Origin of the sequence: Sediminicoccus sp. BL-A-41-H5 (genome assembly GCF_050632405.1) — a bacterium.
In the GTDB taxonomy this organism is placed as follows: Bacteria; Pseudomonadota; Alphaproteobacteria; order Acetobacterales; family Acetobacteraceae; genus Roseococcus.
This window is the reverse complement of sequence record NZ_CP192601.1, coordinates 3,305,753-3,329,495: the sequence shown is the minus strand read 5'-3', so window position 1 is coordinate 3,329,495 and position 23,743 is coordinate 3,305,753. Positions and strand designations below refer to the sequence as shown.

Genomic DNA, 23,743 nt, shown 5'->3' with positions numbered 1-23,743 from the left:
TGGCAGAACAATCAAGCGCCAGGCGCGTTTGCCCTCACGCCCGCGCAAGCAGCTTCGGCACTGGCGGCACCAGTTCCTCCGGCCGCATCGGGCGGCCCACAAGCCAGCCCTGGATGATCTGGCAGCCCGCGCGGCGCAGCGCGAAGGCCTGCGCCTCGGTCTCCACCCCCTCGCCGATCACCTCGATCCCCATGCCGCGCGCCAGCGCCATGGTGGCGCGCAGCACCGCGTAGGATTTCGGATCATCCGGCAGGCCGGCCGTGATCGAGCGATCCAGCTTCAACCGCTGCACGGGCAGACGCACCACATGCGGCAGGCCGGAATGCCCGCCGCCGAAATCATCGAGCGAGAGCGGCACGCCCACTTCGCGGAGCGCGGCCAAGGTGCGCGCCACGCCCGGCAGGTCGCGAATGGCGAGGTCCTCCGGGATCTCGATCTCCAGGCGCGCGGGCTCGACGCCGGCCGCCGCCAGCGCCTCGGCCACCTCGGTCGCGAAGGCGGGGTCACGCAAGGCCGTGATGGAGATGTTGATGCCAAGATGCAGCGGCGCCTCCGGCCGCGTGCCCCAGGCGGCCAGGAGTTTCACCGCGCGCGCCAGCACGAAGCGGTCAAGCTGGAGCATCAGCCCCGATTCCGCGGCCGCCGCCAGAAGCTCCGCCGGCGGCACGGTGCGCCCCAGCCGCCCACTGTCCCAGCGGATCAGCGCCTCGGCGCCGATCACACGTCCGCTCTCGAGGTCGAGCTGGGGCTGCACATGCAATTCGAGCTCGCCCGCAGCCAGCGCCACGCCAAAGGCGTCACGCAACTCGGCCCGCTGTTCCGCCCGCGCGCGCAAGGCGGGCTCGAACAGGGCCACGGCGTCGCCCGATGCGGCGCGCGCCTGGAAGAGGGCGAGGTCGGCGGCGCGCAGAAGCTGGTCCACCTCACGCCCATGCTCCGGCGCGCAGGCGATGCCGAAGCTGCCCGAAAGCGGCAGCTCCACACCGCCCATCCCGAAGGGCCGGCGCAGCGCCTGGCGCAGCCGCTCGGCCAGCGCCGCCGCGCTCTCCGCCCCCGCGCCCAGGGCGAGGATGGCGAATTCATCCCCACCCAGGCGGCTGACCACATCCCCCGGGCGCATCGCCTCGCGCAGGCGCCGCCCGGCCTCGACCAGCAGCGCATCGCCCAGCGCCTGGCCGTGCCGGTCATTGGCCGCCTTGAAGTGGTCGAGGTCCGCCAGGACCAGCACGCCGCGCTGATCGGCAGCCAGCATCTCCCGCAGCGCCGCGCGGAAGGTGGCGCGGTTGATGAGGCCGGTCAGCGGGTCGCGCTCGACCAGTTGCTCGATGCGCTCCTGCGCGGCCTTGAGCGGCGTGACGTCCAGCACGGAGAGGATGCAGCCGCGCATGCCCTGGGCCGAGAGCCACGGCGAGGCGGTGATGCGCAGCCGGCGCTCTGCCTCACCCGGCAGAGTGAGCTGCGCCTCGTTCTCCGCCTGGGTGCTGAAGCCGAAAGGCCCCTCCGGATCCGCCGCCGAAGTGAGGACGAGGCCGGATTCCGTGAGCGCCGGCGGGGCCTCGGCGCCGAACAGCGCGGCCAGGCGCCGATTGGCGAAGATCGTCCGCCCCTCGCCGTCCAATTGCCAGATGCCGACCGGCGCCATCTCCAGCAGCGCGCGCAGCCGCCCCTCGGATTCCGCCAGTGCCAGTTCGCCGCGCTTCACGGCGGAGATGTCCACCGCGAAGACCGCGACATCGCCGCCCGGCAGGCGCGTCTGGCGCACGCGCTCCCAGCTGCCTTCGGAGGTCAGCACCTCGAAGGGCTCACCGCGGGCGCGGACATGCTTTTCCAGCCGGCGCGCCATCTCGGCGGCGCGCTCGCGCGGCGGGAGGTGGGCCAGCAGCGCCTGCATCACCTCGGCCAGATGGGGATGCAGGCCGAGGGGTGCCACCTGGCGCGTCCATCCCTGGCCGGGTCGGCCGTTGTGCCAGGCAAGGCGCTGATCGGCCCCGTAGATCGACACCCGATAGGGCGTGGCCGCCATGACCTGCCGCCAGAGCGACACCTCGCGGCGCAGCCGGCAGACCCACCAGCCGAGCAGCGCGAGCGGCGGGACCATCAGGAGAAGCCAGGCCGGAGCTTGCAGCCAGGCGAGGCCGAGCATCAGCGCCCCGACCAGGACGGCGCCCAGGCGAAGCAGCGGCAGGTTCAGGCGCGGCGGATGGGGCATGGCACTCTCTTCCAGGGGAAGAAAGCGCCGGGTCCGGTTAAGCCTTCCTTGCGGCCCCGCCGGAAAAACCGATTCAGATCAGTGCGGTGAGCGCCAGCGCGGCCAGCACGCCGCCGCTGCCCAGGAGCACGGCGCGCATCGCCCCACCGGCCACGACCTGCCCCTCCGCCCGCGCCAGCAGCCAGCCCGCGGGCGCGACGCCCAGCAGCGTCACCAGCAGCGAAGGCCAGGCGCCCGGCGCTTCGAGCAGCATGAACGGCAGCAGCGGCAAGAGCCCGCCCAGCGCCTGGCCGACGGCCAGCGCCGCCGCCTCCTGCGCCGCGCGGGCGGGCTGCGGCTCGATCAGGTCGAGCTCGAAGCGCATCATGAAATCAACCCAGCGGCGCTTGTCGGCCGCGATCGCCTCGACCGCGCGCGCCAGCGTGTCGCCGCGCAACCCGTAGCGGTGCAGCACGGCCGCCACCTCCCAGCGCTCGCGCTCGGGGTATTCCTCGGTCTCGGCCTCCTCGCGGCGGCGTTCGGCGGCGTAGCGCTCGGTCGCGCCCAGGACGGCGAAATAGCGCGCCAGCGCGGCGACCACGGCGCCCGCCCCCAGCGCGGCCAGGCCACCGGCCAGCAGGGCGGGCCCGGTCACGCCCAGGGCCAGCAGGCCGATCACGACGGCGAGCGGCAGCACCGGCCCCTGCGCCAGGCCCGTCAGGAACGGCACCTCGGCGCGGCTCAGCAGAGCATGCTGCTCACCCTCCGGCGGCCCCGGCGGCGCGGGCGGCAATCCGTCGCGATAGGGGTGGGGGGCGGGCTGGTCCATGGATTGTTTCTATCCCATCCGCGCCGCACGGTGAAACCTCCCGATGCGACAACGAAAAGCGCAACAACGAAAAAGGGCGCCCGTTGCGGGGCGCCCTTCGTATTCCTCGATCCCGCAGGACCGCCGAATTCAGCCGGCCTTGAGGTTGACCGCGGAGGTCTTGCCGCGCTCTTCCGCCAGCTCATAGGAAATCTGCTGGCCGTCCTTCAGGCCCTGCAGGCCGGCGGCCTGGACCGCCGTGATGTGCACGAACACATCGGAGCCACCACCGGCCGGCGAGATGAAGCCATAACCCTTGGTCGCGTTGAACCACTTCACGGTGCCAGAAGCCATCCGCTTATTCTCCAAAAGCATGCGCGCGGGAATCTCCGGCGCATATCACCCACTCCAGCCGGACTTCGCTGAACACGCGCTTTTCGCCCGCACCTTTCCCGGCAGGGGCACGCGATGTCCGGCGGGTACACATCCAGCGGGTCTGAAGAGAGCTTCTGGGGTCGGCACGGCAAGACGAAGGTGAAGGGCACAAGCGCAGATCACCCCCGCGAAGTCAAACAAAACCGGCTGGCCTGCTGCCATGCGCGCCACGCGTGGCATGCAATGCAACCCGATGCGATGCGGCAAAAATAAAGGGCGGCCCTCGCGGACCGCCCTCCCTGATTTCGCCAGGAGCGAGTGGACTTCTTAGAAGTCCATGTCGCCCATGCCGCCCATGCCGCCACCGGGGCCACCGGCGGGCGCCGCGGCCTTCGCCGGACGCTCGGCCACCATGGCTTCCGTGGTGATCAGCAGCGAGGCGACCGAGGCCGCATCCTGCAGCGCCGTGCGCACGACCTTGGTCGGGTCGATGATGCCGGCCTCGACCAGGTTCTTGTACTCGTCGAGCTGGGCGTCGTAGCCGAAGGTCCACTCGTTGGAGCGGAGCACCTCACCCGCGATCACCGCGCCGTCCTTGCCGGCGTTCGCAGCGATCTGCTTCACCGGCGCCTGGATCGCCTTGCGGACGATCTCGATGCCGACCTGCTCGTCGGGGTTCAGGCCCTTCAGGCTGCCCAGGTTGGTCGAGGCGCGCAGCAGCGCGGTGCCGCCACCCGGCACGATGCCTTCCTGAACGGCGGCGCGCGTCGCGTGCAGCGCGTCGTCCACGCGGTCCTTGCGCTCCTTCACTTCCACTTCGGTGCTGCCACCGACGCGGATGACGGCCACGCCACCGGCGAGCTTCGCCAGGCGCTCCTGCAGCTTCTCGCGGTCGTAGTCCGAGGTGGTCTCCTCGATCTGCGCCTTGATCTGCTCGCAACGGCCGTTGATCTCGTCCTTCGAGCCGGCACCATCCACGATCGTGGTGTTCTCCTTCTCGATGCGGATGGTCTTGGCCTTGCCCAGCATCGCCAGCGTGACGGTCTCGAGCTTGATGCCGAGATCTTCGCTGATCAGCTGGCCACCGGTCAGGATCGCGATGTCTTCCAGCATCGCCTTGCGGCGATCACCGAAGCCCGGCGCCTTCACGGCGGCGATCTTCAGGCCGCCACGCAGCTTGTTGACCACGAGCGTGGCCAGCGCCTCGCCTTCCACGTCCTCGGCGATGATGACGAGCGGACGGCCGCTCTGCACCACGGCCTCGAGCAGCGGCAGCATCGGCTGGAGCTGGGAGAGCTTCTTCTCGAAGATCAGGATGTAGGGCTGATCCATCTCAGCGATCATCTTCTCCGCATTCGTGATGAAATACGGGGAGACATAGCCGCGGTCGAACTGCATGCCCTCGACGACGTCGAGCTCGGTCTGGATGCTCTTCGCTTCCTCGACCGTGATCACGCCCTCATTGCCGACGCGCTCCATGGCGGAGGCGATCATCTCGCCGATTTCCTTCTCGCCATTGGCGGAAAGCGTGCCGACCTGGGCGACCTCGGCGGAGGTGGTGATCTTCTTGGTCTTGGTCTCGAGCTCGGTGACGACCTGGGCCACGGCCTTGTCGATGCCGCGCTTGAGGTCCATCGGGTTCATGCCGGCGGCGACCGCCTTCGCACCCTCGCGAATGATGGCCTGGGCCAGCACGGTCGCGGTGGTGGTGCCGTCACCGGCGATGTCGTTGGTCTTCGAGGCCACTTCGCGCACCATCTGGGCGCCCATGTTCTCGAACTTGTCGGAGAGCTCGATCTCCTTCGCGACGGTCACGCCGTCCTTCGTGATGCGGGGCGCACCGAAGGACTTGTCGATCACGACATTGCGGCCCTTGGGGCCCAGCGTCACCTTCACGGCATCGGCCAGGATGTCCACGCCACGGATCATCTTCTCACGCGCGGAAGCGCCGAACTTCACGTCTTTGGCAGCCATTTGATCACCTCATATGGGGTTGAAAGCGATGGTCGTGCGGGCCGATCAGGCCTCGACGATGCCCATCACGTCGGATTCCTTCATGATCAGCAGCTCTTCGCCGTTGACCTTCACCTCGGTGCCGGACCACTTGCCGAACAGGATGCGGTCGCCCGCCTTCACGTCGAGCGGGCGGACCTTGCCCTCTTCATTCACGGTGCCGGCGCCGACGGCCAGGACTTCGCCTTCCTGCGGCTTCTCCTTGGCGGTGTCGGGGATGATGATGCCGCCCGCGGTCTTTTCCTCGGCCGTGATACGGCGAACGAGAACGCGGTCGTGCAAGGGGCGGAACTTCATGTCGGTTCTTTCCTCCTGATGGGTCAGGCTATGGGAACCTCCCCGCGCGCGGCGCCTGTTGGCACTCACTGGCGAGGAGTGCCAGGGAGTTAGGCTTGGCCTCGGCCAGAGTCAAGGCGGATGGCAGCACTCTCTGAGTGCGAGTGCTAATCGCCTGATTCGACGAAAGATTTTTCTGGAAAAGCCGCTTCCGATCATGTCAGCCTCATGACGTGACCAGCCCGAAGCACGGGCCGGCCGGAGGATCAGCCGGTCCCGCGGGTTGGAGACGACCCTGACGGAGGCTGCCTGATGCTGGATGTTCTCTCCCCCATGGTCCGCCAAAAGGACTGGCGCCTGACCACGGCGGAAATCCTCTACCATATGCCCGACCACCCGGGCGTTCTTCAGACCTTCATCTGGCAGAAGCACGACCTCGCCCCGAGCTTTCCGGAACTGACCCGCTTCCTCGACTACTGGAAGCGCGAGATCGAGGGGCCCTTGCACTCCGTCCGTGTGGCGAGTGCCGCGCTGATCCGCTCGGCGGACCTGAAATACGCGAATGGGGTGTTTTTATTGCATTAGGCTCCAAACCCAATCAGGTCTGGCTTCGACACGTTGCGATGTGATTCGCTGCCTTCGTTCAGGGGGGCGACGCGGATGGCGCATGGGTTTTGGCTGACGGATCGGCAGTGGGAAGCGATCGCGCCGCTCCTGCCGCAGAACCAGCCCGGGGCACGTCGGGTGGACGACCGGCGTGTGCTCAGCGGGATCGTGCACATGCTCAAGCATGGCGGCCGCTGGCAGGATTGCCCTCGGATCTATGGCCCGCCCACCACGATCTACAATCGCTATCACCGCTGGTCGCAGCGCGGCATCTGGACGCAGATGTTGACCGCGCTGGTACAGGCGACGCCAGGTGGTCTGCAGTTGATCGACAGCACGACAGCCAAGGCACAGCGCGCGGCGGCGGGCGGAAAAGGGGGGCCGAGTTCCAGGCCATTGGCCGCTCCCGCGGCGGTCGCGGGACCAAGATCCACCTCGTAACCGATGGCACGGGCCGCGTTCTCACCTTCGTCGTGACGCCCGGCCAGATGGGCGACATGCGCCCCGCTCACGACCTACTCGCCCGCCTGCCCCCGTCAGCCAAGCTCCTGGCCGACGCGGCCTATGACAGCAACGGCCTGCGTGCGTTTCTCGCCGAGCGGGGCACCCTGCCGGTCATCCCGAACAACCCCACCCGCAGGCGGTTCCATCCCTTCGACAAGACTGCCTACCGAGCGCGAAACGCCATCGAGCGAACCTTTAGCCGGCTGAAGGACTGGCGCCGCATCCACACCAGATACGACAAGCTCGCCAACAACTGCGCCTCGGCCGTCGCCATCGCAGCCGCAATCATCTGCTGGTGCTGAATGAGTCTCGAGCCTAGAGCGTGCTGCGTTCACTTCGCTCGCTCTAGGTTTTGCTGAGAGAATGTTTCAGCGTTTCAGCGTTTCGGCGATTCCGCCTCAACGCATCATGCTCTAATCGCCCTCAAACGCCGCGCGCGGCCTCCGGCCGTTTGGCTTCGCCGCGCCACGGGCGCTCTGGGCCAGGAGGTCAGCCGGGCGGCGCCGGCCGCCTTGCGGCCGGATGGGCTTGGAAGGTCTCTCCGCCCTCAGGCGCCGGGGTGGGCTTGAAAGCGGGCCCCACCTGCCCGAGCCTGCGCCCCGCATCGGAGACGCCCGTGAACTTCCTGAACCAGAACCCGACCCTGGGCTTCCTCCTGGTCGTCCTGGCGCCCACCGCGATCGTCTTCGCCGCCTCCTGCCTCGTCCGTCGCACCGCGCCGCCCGAATGGCTGCGTCGGAACAACGAGGTGGGCGGCATGAAGTACCAGGCCGTGAGCGCCATCTACGCCGTGCTGATCGGCTTCGTCGTCGTCGCCGTCTGGGAGCGCTTCCACGAGGCCGAAGGCCATGTCACCACCGAAGCGACGGCCTGGACCACCCTGAACCGGCTGAGCGTCGGCCTCCCGGCAGAGGCGGCCGGCAGCGTGCGGGAGGCGATCCTCGCCTATCTGGACCTCACGATTCAGCAGGAATGGCCGGCCATGGCGCGGCGCGAGGCCCCGCCAGAAGTGGGCACCGCCCTGACCGAGGTGACGCGCCGTTACCTCGCCATCGCCGATAACAGCCACCGCACCCAGACCGTCATCTCGAAATCCATCGACCTCCTGGCCGAGATCAGCCAGGCGCGCCGCGCGCGGCTCGGCGCCATGGCCGGCAGCGTGCCCCGGATCCTCTGGTTCTCGCTGCTCGCAGGCTCCGTGATCATGGTGACCTTTTCCTTCTTCCTGGGCTCCGAGAATCGCATCGGCCAGGCGGTGATGACGGCGATGGTCGCCTTCACCGTCACCTCCCTGCTCTTCGTGGCGGTGCTGCTCGACCAGCCCTTCGCCGGCCCGGCCAGCATCGGCACCCAGCCGCTGGAGCATGCCGCGGCCGTCTTCCGGGCAGGGCGGAGTTGAGAAGGGGCCGGGTCCCCCGACCTCGGGCGCCAACAACTACCTTCCCGTACCGCTCCAGGTGATCGCCCCGGCCGTGCCGCAGGCCCCGCAAAGCGGCTTCCATTCGGAATGCTCGGCCCCGCAATGCCCGCAGCGCCAGACGGGCGCCATCGGTGCCGCCGCCGCCTCGCGCAGCCAGCCGGCCTCGCGCTCCCGCGCTGCATCCGGGCCGTGCTCGGCCCGCTCCACCTCGCCCAGCAGCGCGTAGCAGCGCTGGTCCGCCTGGCCCGTCTCGCGCCAGAGGGTCAGCTCATGCCGGGCACGCCCGGTCAGCCCCGCCTCGAAGGCGATGCGCGCGCGCAGCAGCCGGCTCTCCGGATGGGTGGGCGTGTTGCGCGTCAGCTCTTCCACCATCCGCACCCGGCGGATGCGGTCGGTGTCCAGGCCCAGCAGCAATTCCGCGATGCCGGGATGCGGCGCCGCATCCCAGCCCCGTTGCAACACGCCCCGCGCCCGGCGCGGATGCCCCGTATCCAGCAGCCGCGCCGCATGCGCGATGACGCCGGGCGCGAAGCCGGGCTGGGCCAGGAAGGCCTGGCGCTCCAGCTCGCCCGCGCGCACCGGGTCCTTCTCCTGCAAGGCGGCGGCGAGGCTGAGAGCCGCGCGCGGCGCGTCCGCGCCCGAGAGCGCCAGCGCCTCGCTCCAATCCTGCCGCCGCCGCGCCACCTCGGAGCGTTCCTCGCGCAGCCAGTCCGCCTCGGGCTCGGCCCGCTGCGCCTCGGCCGCGATCTCGCGTGCCGCATCCCAGTCGCCCCGCGCCTCGGCCTGGCGCAGCAGGCCTCGCAGGCCGAGGAACCGCGCCTCAGGCTGCGCCGACAGGGCCTGGAAGGCTTCCGTCGCCGCCGCTTCGTCGCCCTCGGCCCGGGCGGCCTCGGCGGCGAGCAGCAGCAATTGCGGGCTGTCGCCCATCAGGCGCCGGGCGCGCGTCACCTCGATCCGTGCCGCCTCGGCCCGCCCGGCGGCCAGCGCCACCAGCGCGCGGGTCAGCGCCAATTCCCCCTCAACCCGATGCGCACGCTCCAGCCGGAGGCGCCGCCGCGCCGGCCAGTCCAGCAGCCAGGACCAGAGCCGCAGCAGCGCGTGCAGCACGAGAAACCCAAGCGCCAGCAGCAGGATGGCGGCCGCCAGCGGCAGCCCGATCCAGAGGTCGCCATGGCGGATCTCGACGCTGCCGCCGAGTTCCATCAGCCCCATCACGCCGGCGAAGCCCGCCAGCAGCACCACCAGCAGCTTGAGGACCAGCCGCATCAGCCGCCGGCCAGGGCGCGCAGCGCGAAGCGCGCCTGGGCCAGCGCTTGCGCCTCCTCCAGCCAGGCGCGCATCCCCTGGCGCAGCGGCTCCGGCAGGCGGGAGAGGTGGCCGAGCGCGCCCTCGACATCGCCCGCCTCCAGGGCGCGGCGAGCGCGTTCCACATTGGCCTCGGTCGCATCGCCCCAGACCACCTCCTCGCCGCGGCGGATGGTGAGCAGGCTGTTCAGCCGGGGCAGCGTGCCCTCCTGCGCGGCGGCGCGCGCCTGCCGCAGCGCATCCTCGAAGGCGAGGCGCAAGGCGGGCTCCGTCGGCGGCGCGGCCGTGGCGAAGCGGGCGAGAGCCGGTGGCGCGGGCTGGCCCAGCCGCGCCAAAGCGGGCGCCAGCGGTTGCCCGGCATCCAGCAGCACGCGCAGCGCATCGATCGCCGCCAGCCGCTCCGTCCGGGCCTCGGCGGCGGAAAGCCGCTGCAAGGCCTGTTCGACCGGGGCAAGGCGCTGCGCCGCCAGGGCCTCGATCGCCGCGACGCGCTGCGCCAGCAAGGCCTCCAGCGCGGCGAGGCGTTGCAACAGACCGGTTTCCAGATTGGTCACGCGCTGGCCGAGGCTCGCCTCGCCCGCCAGCCGCGCCTGATCGAGCTGCGCCACGCGCGCGCCGAGCGCCTGTTCCGCCGCCTCGCGCCGCGCGGTGATCCCGGCCTCCAGCGCCGTCACGCGCTGGTCCAGCCGCGCGGTGCCAGCCGCCTCGACCGCCGCCATCGCCTCGGCGATGCGCCGCGTCACTGCCGTCTCCAGCGCCGCGATGCGCTCCTGCAAGCCGGCCTCGCCCGCCGCGCGGTTGGCGGCGACCTGCCGCTCGAGGGCGGCGAGCGCCACCGGGTCGCCAGCCGGGCGGTCGCTCAGCAGCCGGATGGTCGCCTCGGCCGTGGCCAGGCGCGTCAGCGCCGCCTCCAGCGCCGCGGGCTCCACCGCCGGGCGTGCCGCGAGTTGCACGATCCGCGCCTCCAGCCCCGCCACGCGCTCATCCGTCCGCGCCGGCGGCGTCCGCCCGCTCAGCAGCCACAGGATCGCCAGCACCAGCAGCAGCCCCGCGCCCAGCAGCGCCACCCAGGCGGGATCGAGCTTGCGGGTCATGGGAGCAACTCCAAGAGGTGGTCCTGGTCCGGCCACGCCGCCACGCGAAGGGCCCGCCAGGACACCCGCTCCAGCGCCGCCGCCACGCGCGGGCTGATCGCCAGCGCCTCGATGCCCTTGAGCGCCGGGGCAAGCCCCGCGCCGCTGAGCAGCGCCACGCTACACGCCGCACTGCGGGGCGAGAAGAACATCGCATGCGACACCCGGCCCGCCGCGATGGCCTCGCGCGCCGCCTCCGGCAGGGCGGTTGCCTCGCGCGCCGCATAGACGACGCGGCGGATCACGCGGAAGCCGCGCGCCCGGAGCAGCGCCGTGAGGTCGAGCGAATAGCTCTCACCCACCGCCAGAAGCAGCGGGCCATCCGCGGGGCGCAGCGTTTCCGCGCAAAGCTCCGCCAGCGCCGCGGCATCGCCGCCAGCCGCGCGCACATCGCTGAATCCCGAAGCACGTGCCGCATCGGCCGTCGCCGTGCCCACGGCCAGCACCGGGATGGCCCAGGGCGTGAGCGCCCGCGCCCCCGCGCGGCTGGTCAGCAGCAGGGCCTGGGCGCGTGCGGGCGGCGCGAGAGGGCGCGGCGTCAGGAGGAGCGCCGGCGCCAGGATCGGCGTGAAACCCAGGACGGTCAGCCGGGCGGCGGTCTCGGCCGCGCCCGGTTCGGGCCGGGTGACGAGAACCCCGCCCTTCACGTCAGCCGAAGATGTCGGCCGGGCTGTCCGCCCGCAATTCCTCGCCCAGCGCGGCGCCGATGCGCGCCGCATCCTCCGCCGCGCCGCGCACCTCGCGCTTCAGCAGGAAGCTGCCATCCTCCCGCGCCACCAGGCCGGTGAGCTGCAGCGTGCCGTCCGTCAGCAGCCGCGCATGCCCGCCGATCGGCGTCCGGCAGGAGCCGTCGAGTGCGGCCAGCAGCGCGCGCTCCGCCTTGGAGACGGCCGCCGCCTCGCGATCCTCGATGCCGGAGAGCAGCTCGTGCAGTTCCACGTCATCCGCGCGCGTCGTGATCCCGACGATGCCCTGGCCCGCGGCCGGGACCATCACCTCGGGCGGCAAGACCACCGCCGCGCGATCCTCCAGCCCCAGCCGGCGCAGGCCGGCCAGCGCCAACAGCGTCGCCGTCACCTCGCCGCGCGCGACGCGATCCAGCCGCGTCTGCACATTGCCGCGCAGCGTCACGACCTTGAGGTCCGGCCGCGCCGCCAGAAGCTGCGACTGCCGCCTGAGCGAGGAGGAGCCGATGACGGCGCCCTCCGGCAGGCAGGCATAGGGATCCGACGGGTCCGGCGCGCCGCAGCCCGGGCCCAGCACCAACGCATCCCGCGCATCCTCGCGCCGGAGCGTGCAGGCGAGGACGATGCCGGGCGGCATCTCGGTCTCCAGGTCCTTCAGGGAATGCACCGCGAAATCCACGCGGCGGTCCAGCAGCGCCTCATGGATTTCCTTGGCGAAGAGCCCCTTGCCGCCGATCTCGGCCAGACGGCGATTCTGCACCAGGTCGCCCGTGGTGGCGATCGCGTGCTCCTCGAAGGCGTTCACGCCGCGCAGCACCGGGCAGAAGCCCGTGATGATCTCCAGGAAGTGGCGCGTCTGCCACAGCGCGAGCGGCGAGGCGCGGGTGCCCACGCGCAGCGGGAGCGCGCGCATGCGGGAATGCTTGGCCGGCTGGTGCGCCGGGGCCGGGGCGGACGTGGCGGAGAACATCGGCGCGTCATATAGGGCGGGAGTGATGAACGAAACCCGCCCCGATGCATTGCCGGTCCTCGGAATCGAGAGCAGCTGCGACGAGACCGCCGCGGCCGTCCTGGATGGGACCGGACAAATCCTCGCCGAGGCGGTCTTCACCCAATCGGCCGAGCATGCGCGCTTCGGCGGCGTGGTGCCCGAGATCGCCGCCCGCGCGCATCTCCAGCGCCTGGAAGGCATGGTGCGCGGCGTGCTGGAAAAGGCGGGCCTCGCCCCGCAAGACCTGGGCGCCGTGGCGGCCACCAGCGGGCCGGGCCTGATCGGCGGCCTCATCGTCGGCGCCAGCCTGGGCAAGGGCCTGGCGATGGGCGCGGGCATCCCCTTCCTCGGCGTGAACCACCTGGAGGCGCATGCGCTGACGGCGCGCATGCCCGGCCTGTTCCCCACGCCGCCCGCCTATCCCTACCTGCTGATCCTCGTCTCCGGCGGGCATTGCCAATGCGTGGCGGTCGAGGGGCTGGGCCGCTACCGCCGCCTCGGCACCACGCTGGACGACGCGGTGGGCGAGGCCTTCGACAAGGCGGCCAAGCTGCTCGGCATGCCCTGGCCCGGCGGCGCGCATCTGGAGCGGCTGGCGGCCCAAGGCGATGCCAGCGCCGTGCCCCTGCCCCGCCCCCTGCTCCGCCGGCCGGGCTGCGACTTCTCCTTCTCCGGCCTCAAGACCGCGGTCGCCCAGGCGGCCGGCAAGGGCTTTCGCCGCGAGGACATCGCGGCGAGCTTCCAGGCCGCCGTCGCCGCCGTGCTGGCGGACCGCGCCCGCAATGCGGCGGCGATGCTGCCGGAGGCGACGGCGCTGGTGGTGGCGGGCGGCGTCGCCGCCAACCAGGCGGTGCGCGCAGCGCTGGCCGAGGCCACGCCGCTGCCGCTTCTGGCCCCACCGCTGCGCCTCTGCGGCGACAATGCCGTCATGGTCGCCTGGGCCGGGCTGGAGCGGCTGCGCGCCGGTCAGCGCGACCCCATGGGCCTCGCCCCCCGCCCGCGCTGGCCCTTGGGCGAGCTTGCACCGCCGGCCCCCGCTGCTTCGGGATGAAATGCCGTTAAGCCCGCGCCCTCCCGCATTGACGCAGCCCCCGGCCGCGCTCAGTTTCCGGCGATGAGCGAAGCCACCCTCTCCGCCCGCCGCGACTATCAGATCTGCGCCCTGATCGGCACGGGCCACTTCCTCAGCCATTTCTACATGCTCTGCCTGCCGCCGATCTTCCTGCTCTGGCGCGCGGAGTTCGACGTCTCCTTCGCCATGCTCGGCGCCTCGCTCGCGCTGATGAGCGGCACGACCGCGCTGCTGCAGACGCCCGTGGGCTTCCTGGTGGACAAGTATGGCGCGCGGCGCTTCCTGGTCGGCGGCACGCTGCTCATGGCGCTCTCCATCAGCGCCATGGCCTTCGTCCATGACTTCCGGCTGATCCTGGTGCTGGCCGTTCTCTCGGGCATCGGCAATTCGGTGATCCATCCCGCCGACTACGCCATCCTCGCCGGCTCCATCCGCAAGGAATTCGTGGGCCGCGCCTTCGCGCTGCACACCTTCACCGGCAATCTCGGCTTCGCGCTCGCCCCGCCCACCATCGCGCTGCTGCTGCTGGTGATGGATTGGCGCGGCGCGCTGATGCTGGTGGGGCTGCTGGGCGTACCCGTCGTCGGCCTCATCCTCTGGCAGTCACGCATCCTGAGCGACCAGCCGAAGGCACGTGGCGCGAAGAAGGAAGGCGGCGTCCGGCTGCTGACCAGCAAGCCGATCCTCGCCTTCTTCGCCTTCTTCCTGCTCTCCGCCATGGCGGGTTCGGGCATGACGGCCTTCCTCATCACCGTGCTCGGCAAGCTCTGGGGCACGCCCATCGCCGTCGCCTCCCTGGCGCTGACCGGCTACATGGCCGGCGCCACAGGCGGCACGCTGGTCGGCGGCTGGTGGGCCGACAAGAAAGGCGGGAACCTGCTGGGCTTCGTCACCGTGCTGACGCTCTGCGCGGCCGGCCTGATCCTCTCGCTTGGCTTCCTGCCCATCGCCGAATGGTTGCTGGCGCCCGTCGCGCTCGTGGCCGGCCTCTGCCTCGGCTCCTCGCGCACGCCGCGCGACGTGATGCTGAAGGAGGCCTGCCCGCCCGGTGAGATCGGCAAGGTCTTCGGCTTCGTCAGCGCCGGCCTGCCGCTGGGTTCCGCGCTCATGCCCGTGCCCATGGGCCTGCTCATCGATTTCGGCCTGACCTGGCTGGTCCTGCCGGTGGTGGCGAGCCTGCTCGTCCTCTCGCTGCTCTGCGCCGGCAGCGCGCGGGCCATGGCGCCCGTGGCGGCCCCGCGCGTGCAGCCGGCCGAATAGTGTTCGGCTTCGACGCCTGGCTCTACTGGATCGACCACGCGGCCATCGCGGTCTTCGCCATCTCCGGCGCGCTGGTCGCCTCGCGCAAGCAGATGGATGCGGTGGGCTTCATCCTCATCGCCGTCGTCACCGGCTTCGGCGGCGGCACCCTGCGGGACCTGCTGCTGGGCCGCACGCCCGTCGCCTGGCTGAAGGCGCCCGAGCTCGTCGCCGTGGCGGTGGCGGCCGCCATCATCGTCTTCTTCGCGGCGCATCTCGTGCAGAACCGCTTCCGCGCGCTGCTCTGGGCGGATGCGGTGGGGCTGTCCATCTATGCCGTGCTGGGCGCCGAGATCGCGCTCCTCGCCGGCGCGCATGCCTGGGCGGCGGTCATCCTCGGCGTCATCACCGCCACCTTCGGCGGGATCGCGCGCGACGTGATCTGCAACGAGATCCCGCTCATCCTCCGCAAGGAAATCTACGTGACCGCCGCCGCCGCGGGGGCCACCGTCTTCATCCTGCTGCGGCTCGAGGGCATCTGGCGGGAGCCCGCCTTCCTGGCCGGCGTGCTGACCTGCTTCCTGATCCGCGCCGCGGCGCTGCGCTATGGCTGGAGCCTGCCGGGGTATCGCGCCCGTCCGGGCCGGGATTATCCTAACCCCGAGAACTGAGGGGAATCGCCATGGAATATCGTGTGCTTGGCCGCAGCGGCCTGCGCGTCAGCCGCCTGTGCCTCGGGACGATGATGTTCGGCGGCCCGACCGACGCCGCCACCAGCGCCCGCATGATCGCGACCGCCAAGGACGCCGGCTTCAACTTCCTCGACACGGCCGATGTCTATTCGCGCGGCGCCTCGGAGGAGGTGGTGGGCCAGGCGCTGGCCGGCACGCGCGACGATTGGGTGCTCGCCACCAAGCTCGGCAATCCGATGGGGCCGGGGCAGAACGAGAAGGGCCTCTCCCGCGCCTGGATGATCCGCGCCGTGGAAGGCAGCCTGAAGCGCCTCGGCACCGACCACATAGACATCCTCTACCTGCACCGCGAAGACCACGACACGCCGCTGGACGTCACGGTGACCGCACTCGGCGATCTGATCCGCGCCGGCAAGATCCGCGCCTTCGGCCTCTCGAATTTCCGCGCCTGGCGCATCGCGGCGCTGTGCGAGGCCTGTGACAGCCTCGGCGTGGATCGGCCCATCGTGAACCAGCCCCTCTATCACGCGCTAAACCGCATGGCCGAAGTGGAGGTGCTGCCCGTCTCCGCGCATTACGGCATGGGCGTCTTCCCCTACAGCCCGCTCGCGCGCGGGGTGCTGACGGCGAAATACGACCCGAGCGCGCCGCCCGCGGCGGAAAGCCGCGCGGGCCGCGGCGACAAGCGCATGATGGAGGCGGAATGGCACCCGGCCTCCATCGCCATGGCGCAGAAGCTGGCCCAGCACGCGGCGGCGCGCGGCGTGGCCTCCGCGCATCTCGCCATCCAATGGGTGCTGCGCAACCCGCTCATCACGGGCGCCATCGTCGGGCCGCGCACCGAGGCGCAGCTCGCGGACTACATCGCGGCGCTGGGTTGTGCCTACACCGATGAGGATGAGGCGGTGATCAGCGGCCTTGTCACGCCGGGCCATGCGGCGACGCCGGGCTATAATGACCCGGCCTATCGGATCGAGGGGCGGCCGGGCGCCTGAACGCCCGGCCCGCGCCCGATCAGGCGGCGGCTTCTTCCGCTTCGATCGTCACCGCCGCCGCATGCACCACGGAGGCGATGCGCACCGCGGCCTGCACCTGCTCGCTGGTGAGGCCGGCATGCTTCACCACCTTCTCATGGCTTTCCATGCACATGCCGCAGCCATTGATGGCCGAGACCGCGAGCGACCAGAGCTCGAAATCCGCCTTCTCCACGCCCGGGCGCGCCATGATGTTCATGCGGAGCTTGGCCGGCATCGAGGGATAGTCGCCGCCCACCAGGTGGGTGAAGCGGTAATAGATGTTGTTCATGCCCATGACCGAGGCCGCGCCCTTCGCCGCCGCCAGCGCTTCCGCGCTCAGTTGCGGGCCGAATTCGGCGAGGATGGCGCGCGTGACCGTCGCGTTGCGGCTGGCCAGCGCGGAGACGATGAAGGTACCGGCGCGCTGCTGCACGGTGAGTGAGGGCTCGGCCGCGAGCGAACCAAGGTTCAGCTTCTGGTCCTTGGCATATTCGGGGAGGGCATTGCGCAGGGCTTCCAGCGACATGGCGCGGGCTCCGAGAGAAAAATCAGGTTGTGGGGAAGGAACGCCCCCGCCGCAAAGCGGCCGGGGGGTCCAAGGGGGGCTGCATGCCCCCTTTTGCTTGCGGCGGTAGGGTTGGTGTGGCGGCTACCGCCGCAAGCGACAGAGTTAGGCGGCCTTGGCGAAGAGCTCTTCCGGCTTCAGGGCTTCTTCGCCCTTCGTCCAGTTGCAGGGGCAGAGCTCGTCCGTCTGCAGCGCGTCGAGGATGCGCAGCGTCTCCTGAGGGTTGCGGCCGACATTCAGGCCGTTCACCGAGACGTGCATGATCGTGCCCTCGGGGTCCACGATGAAGGTCACGCGCAGCGGCACGCCGGCGGCCTTGTCGAGAACGCCCAGCGCCGTGCTCAGCTCGCGCTTCACATCGGCCAGCATCGGGAAGGGCAGGTCCTTGATGTCGGCATTGTGGACGCGCCAGTTCAGGTGCACGAACTCGCTGTCAGTGGAGACGCCGTAGATCACCGCGTCGCGGTCCGCGAACTCGGACTGCAGCTTGCCGAAGGCCGCGATCTCGGTCGGACAGATGAAGGTGAAGTCCTTCGGCCAGAAGAAGACGACCTTCCACTTGCCGGCGTCGCTCTGGTCGGTGACCTGGATGAAGGACTTGCCGGGCCCCTTCAGGCCCTCGGGGCCGCCCTGTACGGCGGTGAGGTCGAAGCTGGGGAACTTGTCGCCGACGGTCAGCATGGGGGTTTCTCCTGCGAGGCTGTGGGATACGCGCCGGTCGTTCCGGCTTCGCCCCGAGATATTGCATCGCAGCATCTCTTTTCCAATGAATAGTTTTTAAATTTTCAATCGAGTGGGCCGATCATGCCCCTGGCTTGGGCAGGAGCTGCCCGGAACCGACCAACATCGCGACACGCGCCGCGAGCGCCGGGGCGGCGGAGGCCTCCAGGCCGAAAAGGCGCACGAGGCCATGGGCGATCTCCTCCTCATTCGCCTGCGGGTCCAGCTCCAGCACCTGGCGCGCGCCGGCCAGGACCTCCTCCGCATGGATCATCGCGGGGCGGCGCAGATGGGCGGCAGCGGCGGATCGGTCCCGCGCCACCACGGCGCCGCGCTCCTCCGGGAACCAGAAGCCTGACGCTTCCGTCAGGCCCTGCAGCAACCGCGCCTCGTTCAGCGCGCCCGTGAACCCCTTGGCATCGGGCGCGGCCGGCCCCAGCAGCAGCCGCAGGCGTTCCTGGATGGCATCGCCATGCACGGGTGCCTCCATGGCCACGATCGCAGCGATCAGACCGGCCAGCTCGGTGCGGTTGGTGGGGGGCTTGTCGAGCGTCGCTTCCACATAGGCCGGCGCCAACCGCGCCACGACCAAGGGCGCGGCCGCGACGGGCGCGGCGAGCCCCAGGGCTGGCCGCAGCTTCGCCGCCGCTGCCTCGGGTTGGTTGAGCCAGTCGAGCGACCAGCTCCGCGCCAGGGACCAGCCCATGCCCTCCAGCGCCATCTGCCGGCCGCGGTCGCGGTCCCGCGCGCAGCGCAGGCCGGACCAATCCGCGCCATCCACCTCCACGCCGAGATCGAAGCCCTGCGCCCCCCGCGCCGCCACATCCAGGAACAATCCCGAGAGCCCCACGCGCGGCACCGCCTCCCGCCCCGACTGCGCGATGAGCCCGCCGATCAGCCCCGCGATGGCCGAACCCTCGCGCGCGGCCACGCGCAGGCTGGCCCCGCCCGCCGCGAAGTCGAGGAAGGTCTTGAGCGCCGCCACGCCCCGCCCCTTGGCGCGCTCCAGATCCACCTCCTCCGCGCCGATGCCGGAGAAGACGATGCAGCGCTTCTTGGCCCGCGTGATCAGCACGTTCAGCCGCCGCTCGCCGCCCTCGTTGGAGAGCGGGCCGAAGCGCATGGCGAGCTTGCCGTCTGGCCCACGCCCATAGCCCACGCTGATCATGATGCTGTCGCGCTCGTCGCCCTGCACGTTCTCCAGGTTCTTCACGAAGAAGGGCTCGGCCGGATGCGCGGTGAAGAAGGCTTCCGTCTCCGGGCTTTCGCGCCGGAGCGCCTCCACGGCGTCCGCGATGGCGTCGCGCTGCGTGACGGAGAAGGCGGCCACACCCAGTGTGTCGCCGGGCGTCTCCCGCGCGTGGCGCAGCACGGCCTCGGCCACCGCGCGCGCCTCCATCGCATTGGCGCTGCCCGTGAAGCGCCCGTCCACGCGCACCAGGGAAAGCCCCAGGCTCGGGCTGCGCGGCCGCGGCGAGGGCAGCACCAGCAGGCGGTTGCCGTAGAACTCCGCATTGCTGGTGGCGATCAGGCTCTCGTGCCGGCTGCGATAGTGCCAGCGCAGCATGGCGTTCGGGATGCCGCGCGCATTGGCGAGGCCGAGGATACTCTCCACATCTCGGGCCGCCAGCGCCGCATCCTCCTCTTCCGCCGCGTCATCCGCGTCTTCGGTCATGCGCTGGAAGAAGCGCGTGGGTGGCATCTGCCTGTCGTCGCCCACCACCACCACCTGGCGCGCGCGCGCGATGGCGCCCAGTGCATCCACCGGCTCGATCTGGCTCGCCTCGTCCATCACCAGCAGGTCGAAGACCGGAAAGCCGGGCTGCGTCACGTGGTGCGGATTGGCGAGGAATTGCGCCACGCTCAGCGGGCTGAGCATGAGGATGGGCTTGGCCTTGCGGATCAGCGGCGCGGCGCGCGAGAGCAGCGTCCGCAGCGCCGCATGCCCGCGCTTGCGCTCGAACTCGCCGCGCAGGAAGGCGAGGCTTGCGGCCTCCTCTCCATGCCGCAGCGCCTCGACGCGCGCCGCATGGATGGCGGCGGCCTCGGCGCGCGCCAGGCGCACGCGCGCTGCATCGGCCGCGCGGAAGTCCATCACCCAGCGATCGGCCTCCGCGCCATCGAAGGCCGCGAGTGCGGGATGCTCGCGCATGGCCACACGCAGCAGGGCTTCCAGGATGGCGAAGTCCAGCGCGCCGTCCGCCGCATCGGGCGGCAGCGCGCCCGAGGCCAGCGCCCCGGCCAGCGGCGCCAGGCTCGGCTCCATGGCCTCCGCCCGCGCCCAGGCCTGCCAGGGCGAGAGCGCCTCCGGCTCGGCCGCCATGGCGGCGAGGCGCTCGGCGGTGGCGACGAAGCTCTCGGCGGCCGCCAGGCCCGTGGCCTCACGGATCGCGCCCCAGGCCGTCAGCGCCGCGCGCTGCGCCTCGGTCGCGGGCGGCGTGGCGAAGGCGGCGGCGTTCCGTGCCATCCAGCCCAGCCGCGCCTCCAGCGTCGCCGCATCCGGCCCCTCGCCAACCCGCACGCGCGCCGCCTGCGTCGCCAGCAGCGCCTCCAGGGCCGCCATATCCTCCGGGTCACGCAGCGCGGCAGCGAGCGTGGCCTTGGCCGCGCGCCGGCCGCCATCGAGGAAGCCCAGCATGCCAGCGGGCTTGGCCAGCACATCCCGCGCCGCCGCCAGCCCCGGGACATCGAGCGCACCCGGCAGGAAGCGCGGATCGGGCGTGGCCAGCAGGCGCAGGTCGGCCAACCGCGCCTCGGCCGCCGGAACTTCCTCCGGCCGCATCGGCGCCTCCGCGCGCAGGCGTTCGGCCGCCAGCGCCGCCTCGGCCTCCGCCAACCCGCCGGACGCGGCCGCGAACGCGCGGATGGCGCGCGGCAGCTCCGCCAGCAGCCGCTGCGCCGCGATGGCATCGAGCGGTGCGGTCACGCCGCGCCACGGGCTCCTCGCGCCCGCCACGCTGGCGGCCAGGCTCCGCGCCGCCTCGCGCAGCGCCCGCAACCGCGGCGCATCCCAGCCCGTGGGGTCCAGCCGGAAGGGCGGCGGCGTGGCGCCCGAGGCGCGCAGCGCGGCCAACCGCCCCGCCACCTCCTGAACGGTCACACCCGTCTCGCCCACCACCGCGCGCATCGCCGCCGCATGGCGATTGAGCCGCCCGCGCAGTTCGCCCAGCCGCTGCACCGCCGCCTCGCGCTGCGGCGGCACTGGCGGCGGCAGGGCGAGTGTGGCGCGCAGATCATCCAGCACGACGCGCTTCGATTGCTTCTCGCTGTGCAGCTCCAGCACGGCGGCCCCCAGGCCGAACTGCTCCAGCCGCCGCTTCACCACCTCCAGCGCCGCGGCCTTCTCCGCCACGAAGATCACGCTGCGCCCATCCATCACCGCCTGGGCCAGGATGTTCACGATGGTCTGGCTCTTGCCCGTCCCGGGCGGTCCCTGGATCACCAGGGAATGGCCGCGCCGCACGGCTTCCGCCGCCAGCGCCTGGCTGCCATCCACCTCCACCACATGATCGAGCTTCTCGACCGGGATGGCCGCATCCACATCCGCGTCGTCGGCGAAGGGCGCAGGCTCGGCCACCGCCTGCGCGCCATCCAGCAGCCGCAGCAGCGGCGCATGCGTCAGCAATCCCGGATGCGCGACGGGATCGAGGTCTCGCCACATCAGGAATTTCGCGAAGGCGAAGATGCCCAGCGCCAGCGCATCCGCCTCGACACGCCAGCCTTCGCGCCCGGCCGTCGCCGCCTGCATGCGCGCCGCCCAATCGGTGGGTGCCTCCCCCGCGAACTCGGGCAGGGTGATGCGGAAATCGGCGGCTAGCTTCTCCCGCAGCGAAAGATTCTCGACCACATCCTCGGGGTTCGCGCGCAGGGAAAATCGGTTGCTGACGCCCGCGCGCTCCAGCGTCGCCGGGATCAGCGCGAGCGGCGCCATGCGCTCGGTGCCCGGCGTGCCCGGGTCGCGCCAGACCAGCGCGCCGACGGCGAGGAACAGGCTTGGCACGCCGCTTTCCTCGCGCGCGCTGCGCGCGTCGGCCATCACGTCGCGCAGGCGGCGCGTCAGCTCCTCGGCGGGCATCGCCACGCGGAGCATCGTGTCGCGCTGCCACTCATCGCGCGTCGCCGTGCTGCTGGCGGTCGCGACCCCCTCCGCGCGCTTGCGCGTCGCACCCGCCACCGCCGCCTCGAAACCGAAGCCTTTGCCGGCCGCCAGTTGCCCCACGACGAAGCCCGCATCCTCGTCGGCGATGCGGATCACACCGCGCGAGCGCCCCTGCGCCGGCAGGCTCAGCAGGCGGTTACGGGTGGAGAGGTCGATCAGCGCGCGGCGCGCTTCCTCCAGCTGCTGCGCGATGCTCATCCCAGCGCGGTCCTCAGGCGGTTCTCCTCGAAATCCAGCTCCTGGCTGAGCCGGGTCAGCAGCTCCTCGCTCAGCTTGTCCGCCCGCTGCAAGGCCAGGATCTCAGCGCGCGCGGCCTCGATCGCCTCTAGCCGCACGGCACGTCGCGCGGCGCGCTCAGCGGCCGCCGGGCCGCCGCCCTTCACCACGCGCTTCAGATGCGCCGCGCGATCCTGGTGCTCGGCCAGCAGGTCGCTCGCGATGGGGCCGTAGAGCACATCCGCCGCGCGCTTGCGGATGGCGCCCAGCATGGCCTCGGCCGCCACATGCCGCGCGTGCGCCTCCTCCGGATTGATGCCGTGGGGATGCGGCGGCTGCACCAGGCCCAGCCGCTTGATCAGCCATTCGAGGGTCGTGCCCTGCACCACCAGCGTGGCGAGGATGGCGCAGAAGGCGAGGAAGACGATCAGGTCCCGCTCGGGGAAATCCAGCGGCAGGGCGATGGCCGCCGCCAGCGAGACCACGCCTCGCATTCCCGCCCAGGACATGATGATGAGCGTGGACACCAGCGGCATCGGATCCCGCCGCCGCAGGCCCGGAATCAGACGCGGCAGGGCGGCGGCCGGAAACACCCAGAGAAAGCGCGAGACGATGAGCGCCAGCGAGACGGCGAGTGCCAGGCCCATCAGTTCCAGCACGCCGCGGTCGCCCAGCCGGCCCAGGATGTCGTTCAGCTGCAGCCCGATCACGATGAAGATGATCGAGGTCAGCACGAACTCCACGAATTCCCATACCGCCCGCGCCTCGATGCGCGTGCGGGCGGAAAACACCCGGTGCTGTGCCCGGCCGAGCAGGATGCCCGTCGTCACCACCGCCATCACGCCCGAGAGATGCAGCGCCTCCGCCGCCAGATAGGCCGCGTAGCAGGCGAGGAAGGAGAGCGCCGTTTCCAGCAGCGTGTCGTGCAGCCGCCCGATGGCCCAGAGCGTGGCCCAGCCCACCGCCCACCCCATGGCGATGCCGCCCAGGCCCAGCAGGAAGAAGCTGCCCACCGCCTCATGCGGCACAAAGGTCCCGGCCGCCATGGCCGCGATGGCGAAGCGGTAGATCACCAGCGCCGAGGCGTCGTTCACCAGGCTCTCGCCCTCCAGCACCGTCACGATGCGGCGTGGCAGGTTGAGGCGTTGCAACACGGCCGCCGCCGCCACCGCATCAGGCGGCGCGAGGATGGCGCCGAGCGCGATGGCGGCCGCCCAGGGCATGTCCGGCACCAGCAGCCGCGCCACCCAGCCGATGAAGAACGCCGTGAAGAAGACGCAGCCGACCGCCAGCAGCAGGATGGGCCGGAGGTTGCGGCGAAAGGCGTTCCAGTCGGTGCGGAAGGCGCTGCCCTGGAGCAGGGGCGGCAGGAAGAAGGCCAGCGCCAGCTCGGGGGCGAGGGTGATGTCGGGCAGGCCGGGGATGAAGGCCATGACCGAGCCCGCCAGGATCAGCACGATGGCGTAGGGCAGCCCCGCGAAGCGCGCCAGCACGGCCAGCACCACGCAGGCGCCCATCAGGACGAGGACCGCCTCGACGAGATGCATCAGCGCCGCTTGATGAGGGCGGCTGCGACGACGCAGACGGCGATGATCGCGACCGTCATCATCCCCTGCACCACGGTGTAGTTGGGCGCATCCGGCGCCACGAACCAGGCGGCGACCACGCCACCCGCCATCATCGCAATCCGCAGCAGCCACGCCATCAGGGCACCTCCGCCCACAGGATGCCACGGCATCGGGGCGGATGCCATGGCGGC

At 71.3% G+C, this 23,743-nt stretch carries 21 protein-coding genes and 1 pseudogene; 8 read left to right on the top strand and 14 right to left on the bottom strand.

What is annotated here, in order from left to right; genetic code table 11:
• Positions 1–34: 34 nt before the first annotated feature.
• The 5 genes from ACQ860_RS16300 to groES all read right to left on the bottom strand — a co-directional run bounded on the left by ACQ860_RS16300 (position 35) and on the right by groES (position 5,681).
• A complete protein-coding gene (locus ACQ860_RS16300) occupies positions 35–2,209 on the bottom strand; it encodes a putative bifunctional diguanylate cyclase/phosphodiesterase (protein ID WP_431304386.1) in 2,175 nt (724 codons plus the stop codon).
• A gap of 73 nt (positions 2,210–2,282) precedes the next feature.
• Positions 2,283–3,017, bottom strand: coding sequence for a VIT1/CCC1 transporter family protein (locus ACQ860_RS16295; RefSeq protein WP_431304385.1), 735 nt, complete (start codon positions 3,015–3,017; stop codon positions 2,283–2,285).
• Positions 3,018–3,146: 129 nt separating this feature from the next.
• Positions 3,147–3,350 (bottom strand): cold-shock protein, encoded by a 204-nt coding sequence (locus tag ACQ860_RS16290; RefSeq protein WP_213612872.1) that lies wholly within the window; start codon positions 3,348–3,350, stop codon positions 3,147–3,149.
• Positions 3,351–3,698: 348 nt separating this feature from the next.
• A complete protein-coding gene (groL, locus tag ACQ860_RS16285) occupies positions 3,699–5,345 on the bottom strand; it encodes a chaperonin GroEL (RefSeq protein WP_431304384.1) in 1,647 nt (548 codons plus the stop codon).
• Between the two features lie 45 nt (positions 5,346–5,390).
• Positions 5,391–5,681, bottom strand: a complete 291-nt coding sequence (gene groES / locus ACQ860_RS16280) for a co-chaperone GroES (protein ID WP_318649063.1) — start codon at positions 5,679–5,681, stop codon at positions 5,391–5,393.
• Positions 5,682–5,972: 291 nt separating this feature from the next.
• Here groES and ACQ860_RS16275 point away from each other — a divergent pair, with 291 nt between their 5' ends.
• The 4 genes and pseudogenes from ACQ860_RS16275 to ACQ860_RS16260 all read left to right on the top strand — a co-directional run bounded on the left by ACQ860_RS16275 (position 5,973) and on the right by ACQ860_RS16260 (position 8,169).
• On the top strand, positions 5,973–6,245 hold the full coding sequence (locus ACQ860_RS16275; protein ID WP_431304383.1) for an usg protein: 273 nt from the start codon (positions 5,973–5,975) through the stop codon (positions 6,243–6,245).
• A gap of 75 nt (positions 6,246–6,320) precedes the next feature.
• Positions 6,321–6,491 (top strand): annotated as a pseudogene (locus tag ACQ860_RS16270) (transposase); the annotation flags it as partial.
• The gene (locus ACQ860_RS16265; RefSeq protein ID WP_431303342.1) at positions 6,470–7,072 is read left to right on the top strand and encodes an IS5 family transposase; all 603 of its coding nucleotides are present in this window, start codon (positions 6,470–6,472) and stop codon (positions 7,070–7,072) included. The pseudogene ACQ860_RS16270 and the gene ACQ860_RS16265, both read left to right, overlap by 22 nt.
• Before the next feature lie 314 nt (positions 7,073–7,386).
• Positions 7,387–8,169 (top strand): DUF4239 domain-containing protein, encoded by a 783-nt coding sequence (locus tag ACQ860_RS16260; protein WP_431304382.1) that lies wholly within the window; start codon positions 7,387–7,389, stop codon positions 8,167–8,169.
• A 36-nt stretch (positions 8,170–8,205) separates the two neighbouring features.
• Here ACQ860_RS16260 and ACQ860_RS16255 read toward each other — a convergent pair whose 3' ends face one another.
• From ACQ860_RS16255 to hemC, 4 genes are read right to left on the bottom strand one after another with little or no spacing between them, the layout of a single operon-like run.
• Positions 8,206–9,456 carry a heme biosynthesis HemY N-terminal domain-containing protein gene (locus ACQ860_RS16255; protein WP_431304381.1) on the bottom strand — a complete coding sequence of 417 codons (1,251 nt, stop codon included), beginning with the start codon at positions 9,454–9,456 and terminating at the stop codon, positions 8,206–8,208.
• Positions 9,456–10,589, bottom strand: a complete 1,134-nt coding sequence (locus ACQ860_RS16250) for a hypothetical protein (RefSeq protein WP_431304380.1) — start codon at positions 10,587–10,589, stop codon at positions 9,456–9,458. Before ACQ860_RS16250 ends, ACQ860_RS16255 begins: the two co-directional genes overlap by 1 nt.
• On the bottom strand, positions 10,586–11,275 hold the full coding sequence (locus tag ACQ860_RS16245) for a uroporphyrinogen-III synthase (RefSeq protein WP_431304379.1): 690 nt from the start codon (positions 11,273–11,275) through the stop codon (positions 10,586–10,588). Before ACQ860_RS16245 ends, ACQ860_RS16250 begins: the two co-directional genes overlap by 4 nt.
• A gap of 1 nt (position 11,276) precedes the next feature.
• Positions 11,277–12,284 carry a hydroxymethylbilane synthase gene (hemC, locus tag ACQ860_RS16240; RefSeq protein ID WP_431304378.1) on the bottom strand — a complete coding sequence of 336 codons (1,008 nt, stop codon included), beginning with the start codon at positions 12,282–12,284 and terminating at the stop codon, positions 11,277–11,279.
• A gap of 25 nt (positions 12,285–12,309) precedes the next feature.
• On the opposite strand from hemC, the gene tsaD reads away from it, so the two are divergent.
• The 4 genes from tsaD (at position 12,310) to ACQ860_RS16220 (ending at position 16,303) form a co-directional block, all read left to right on the top strand.
• On the top strand, positions 12,310–13,356 hold the full coding sequence (gene tsaD / locus ACQ860_RS16235; protein ID WP_431304377.1) for a tRNA (adenosine(37)-N6)-threonylcarbamoyltransferase complex transferase subunit TsaD: 1,047 nt from the start codon (positions 12,310–12,312) through the stop codon (positions 13,354–13,356).
• A 63-nt stretch (positions 13,357–13,419) separates the two neighbouring features.
• Positions 13,420–14,637, top strand: coding sequence for an MFS transporter (locus ACQ860_RS16230; protein ID WP_431304376.1), 1,218 nt, complete (start codon positions 13,420–13,422; stop codon positions 14,635–14,637).
• Positions 14,637–15,287, top strand: coding sequence for a trimeric intracellular cation channel family protein (locus ACQ860_RS16225; RefSeq protein ID WP_431304375.1), 651 nt, complete (start codon positions 14,637–14,639; stop codon positions 15,285–15,287). The genes ACQ860_RS16230 and ACQ860_RS16225 overlap by 1 nt, the downstream gene beginning before the upstream one ends.
• 11 nt (positions 15,288–15,298) lie before the next feature.
• Positions 15,299–16,303: an aldo/keto reductase gene (locus tag ACQ860_RS16220; protein ID WP_431304374.1), complete on the top strand. Its 1,005-nt coding sequence runs from the start codon at positions 15,299–15,301 to the stop codon at positions 16,301–16,303.
• Positions 16,304–16,322: 19 nt separating this feature from the next.
• On the opposite strand, the gene ACQ860_RS16215 is transcribed toward ACQ860_RS16220, so the two are convergent.
• The 5 genes from ACQ860_RS16215 to ACQ860_RS16195 form a co-directional block, all read right to left on the bottom strand.
• Entirely contained in the window at positions 16,323–16,850 is a 528-nt protein-coding gene (locus ACQ860_RS16215) for a carboxymuconolactone decarboxylase family protein (RefSeq protein WP_431304373.1), read from the bottom strand.
• A gap of 144 nt (positions 16,851–16,994) precedes the next feature.
• Positions 16,995–17,570 carry a peroxiredoxin gene (locus ACQ860_RS16210; protein ID WP_431304372.1) on the bottom strand — a complete coding sequence of 192 codons (576 nt, stop codon included), beginning with the start codon at positions 17,568–17,570 and terminating at the stop codon, positions 16,995–16,997.
• 121 nt (positions 17,571–17,691) lie between these two features.
• The gene (locus ACQ860_RS16205; RefSeq protein WP_431304371.1) at positions 17,692–21,966 is read right to left on the bottom strand and encodes a DUF4011 domain-containing protein; all 4,275 of its coding nucleotides are present in this window, start codon (positions 21,964–21,966) and stop codon (positions 17,692–17,694) included.
• A complete protein-coding gene (locus ACQ860_RS16200) occupies positions 21,963–23,531 on the bottom strand; it encodes a Na+/H+ antiporter (RefSeq protein ID WP_431304370.1) in 1,569 nt (522 codons plus the stop codon). Before ACQ860_RS16200 ends, ACQ860_RS16205 begins: the two co-directional genes overlap by 4 nt.
• Positions 23,531–23,689, bottom strand: a complete 159-nt coding sequence (locus tag ACQ860_RS16195; RefSeq protein WP_431304369.1) for a hypothetical protein — start codon at positions 23,687–23,689, stop codon at positions 23,531–23,533. Before ACQ860_RS16195 ends, ACQ860_RS16200 begins: the two co-directional genes overlap by 1 nt.
• Between the last annotated feature and the right edge of the window lie 54 nt (positions 23,690–23,743).

Coding starts and splice junctions, on each gene's coding strand:
- ACQ860_RS16300 (WP_431304386.1), bottom strand. CDS start 2,209: ATGCCCCATCCGCCGCGCCTGAACCTGCCGCTGCTTCGCCTGGGCGCC.
- ACQ860_RS16295 (WP_431304385.1), bottom strand. CDS start 3,017: ATGGACCAGCCCGCCCCCCACCCCTATCGCGACGGATTGCCGCCCGCG.
- ACQ860_RS16290 (WP_213612872.1), bottom strand. CDS start 3,350: ATGGCTTCTGGCACCGTGAAGTGGTTCAACGCGACCAAGGGTTATGGC.
- groL (WP_431304384.1), bottom strand. CDS start 5,345: ATGGCTGCCAAAGACGTGAAGTTCGGCGCTTCCGCGCGTGAGAAGATG.
- groES (WP_318649063.1), bottom strand. CDS start 5,681: ATGAAGTTCCGCCCCTTGCACGACCGCGTTCTCGTTCGCCGTATCACG.
- ACQ860_RS16275 (WP_431304383.1), top strand. CDS start 5,973: ATGCTGGATGTTCTCTCCCCCATGGTCCGCCAAAAGGACTGGCGCCTG.
- ACQ860_RS16255 (WP_431304381.1), bottom strand. CDS start 9,456: ATGCGGCTGGTCCTCAAGCTGCTGGTGGTGCTGCTGGCGGGCTTCGCC.
- ACQ860_RS16250 (WP_431304380.1), bottom strand. CDS start 10,589: ATGACCCGCAAGCTCGATCCCGCCTGGGTGGCGCTGCTGGGCGCGGGG.
- hemC (WP_431304378.1), bottom strand. CDS start 12,284: ATGTTCTCCGCCACGTCCGCCCCGGCCCCGGCGCACCAGCCGGCCAAG.
- tsaD (WP_431304377.1), top strand. CDS start 12,310: ATGAACGAAACCCGCCCCGATGCATTGCCGGTCCTCGGAATCGAGAGC.
- ACQ860_RS16230 (WP_431304376.1), top strand. CDS start 13,420: ATGAGCGAAGCCACCCTCTCCGCCCGCCGCGACTATCAGATCTGCGCC.
- ACQ860_RS16220 (WP_431304374.1), top strand. CDS start 15,299: ATGGAATATCGTGTGCTTGGCCGCAGCGGCCTGCGCGTCAGCCGCCTG.
- ACQ860_RS16215 (WP_431304373.1), bottom strand. CDS start 16,850: ATGTCGCTGGAAGCCCTGCGCAATGCCCTCCCCGAATATGCCAAGGAC.
- ACQ860_RS16210 (WP_431304372.1), bottom strand. CDS start 17,570: ATGCTGACCGTCGGCGACAAGTTCCCCAGCTTCGACCTCACCGCCGTA.
- ACQ860_RS16205 (WP_431304371.1), bottom strand. CDS start 21,966: ATGAGCATCGCGCAGCAGCTGGAGGAAGCGCGCCGCGCGCTGATCGAC.
- ACQ860_RS16200 (WP_431304370.1), bottom strand. CDS start 23,531: ATGCATCTCGTCGAGGCGGTCCTCGTCCTGATGGGCGCCTGCGTGGTG.
- ACQ860_RS16195 (WP_431304369.1), bottom strand. CDS start 23,689: ATGGCGTGGCTGCTGCGGATTGCGATGATGGCGGGTGGCGTGGTCGCC.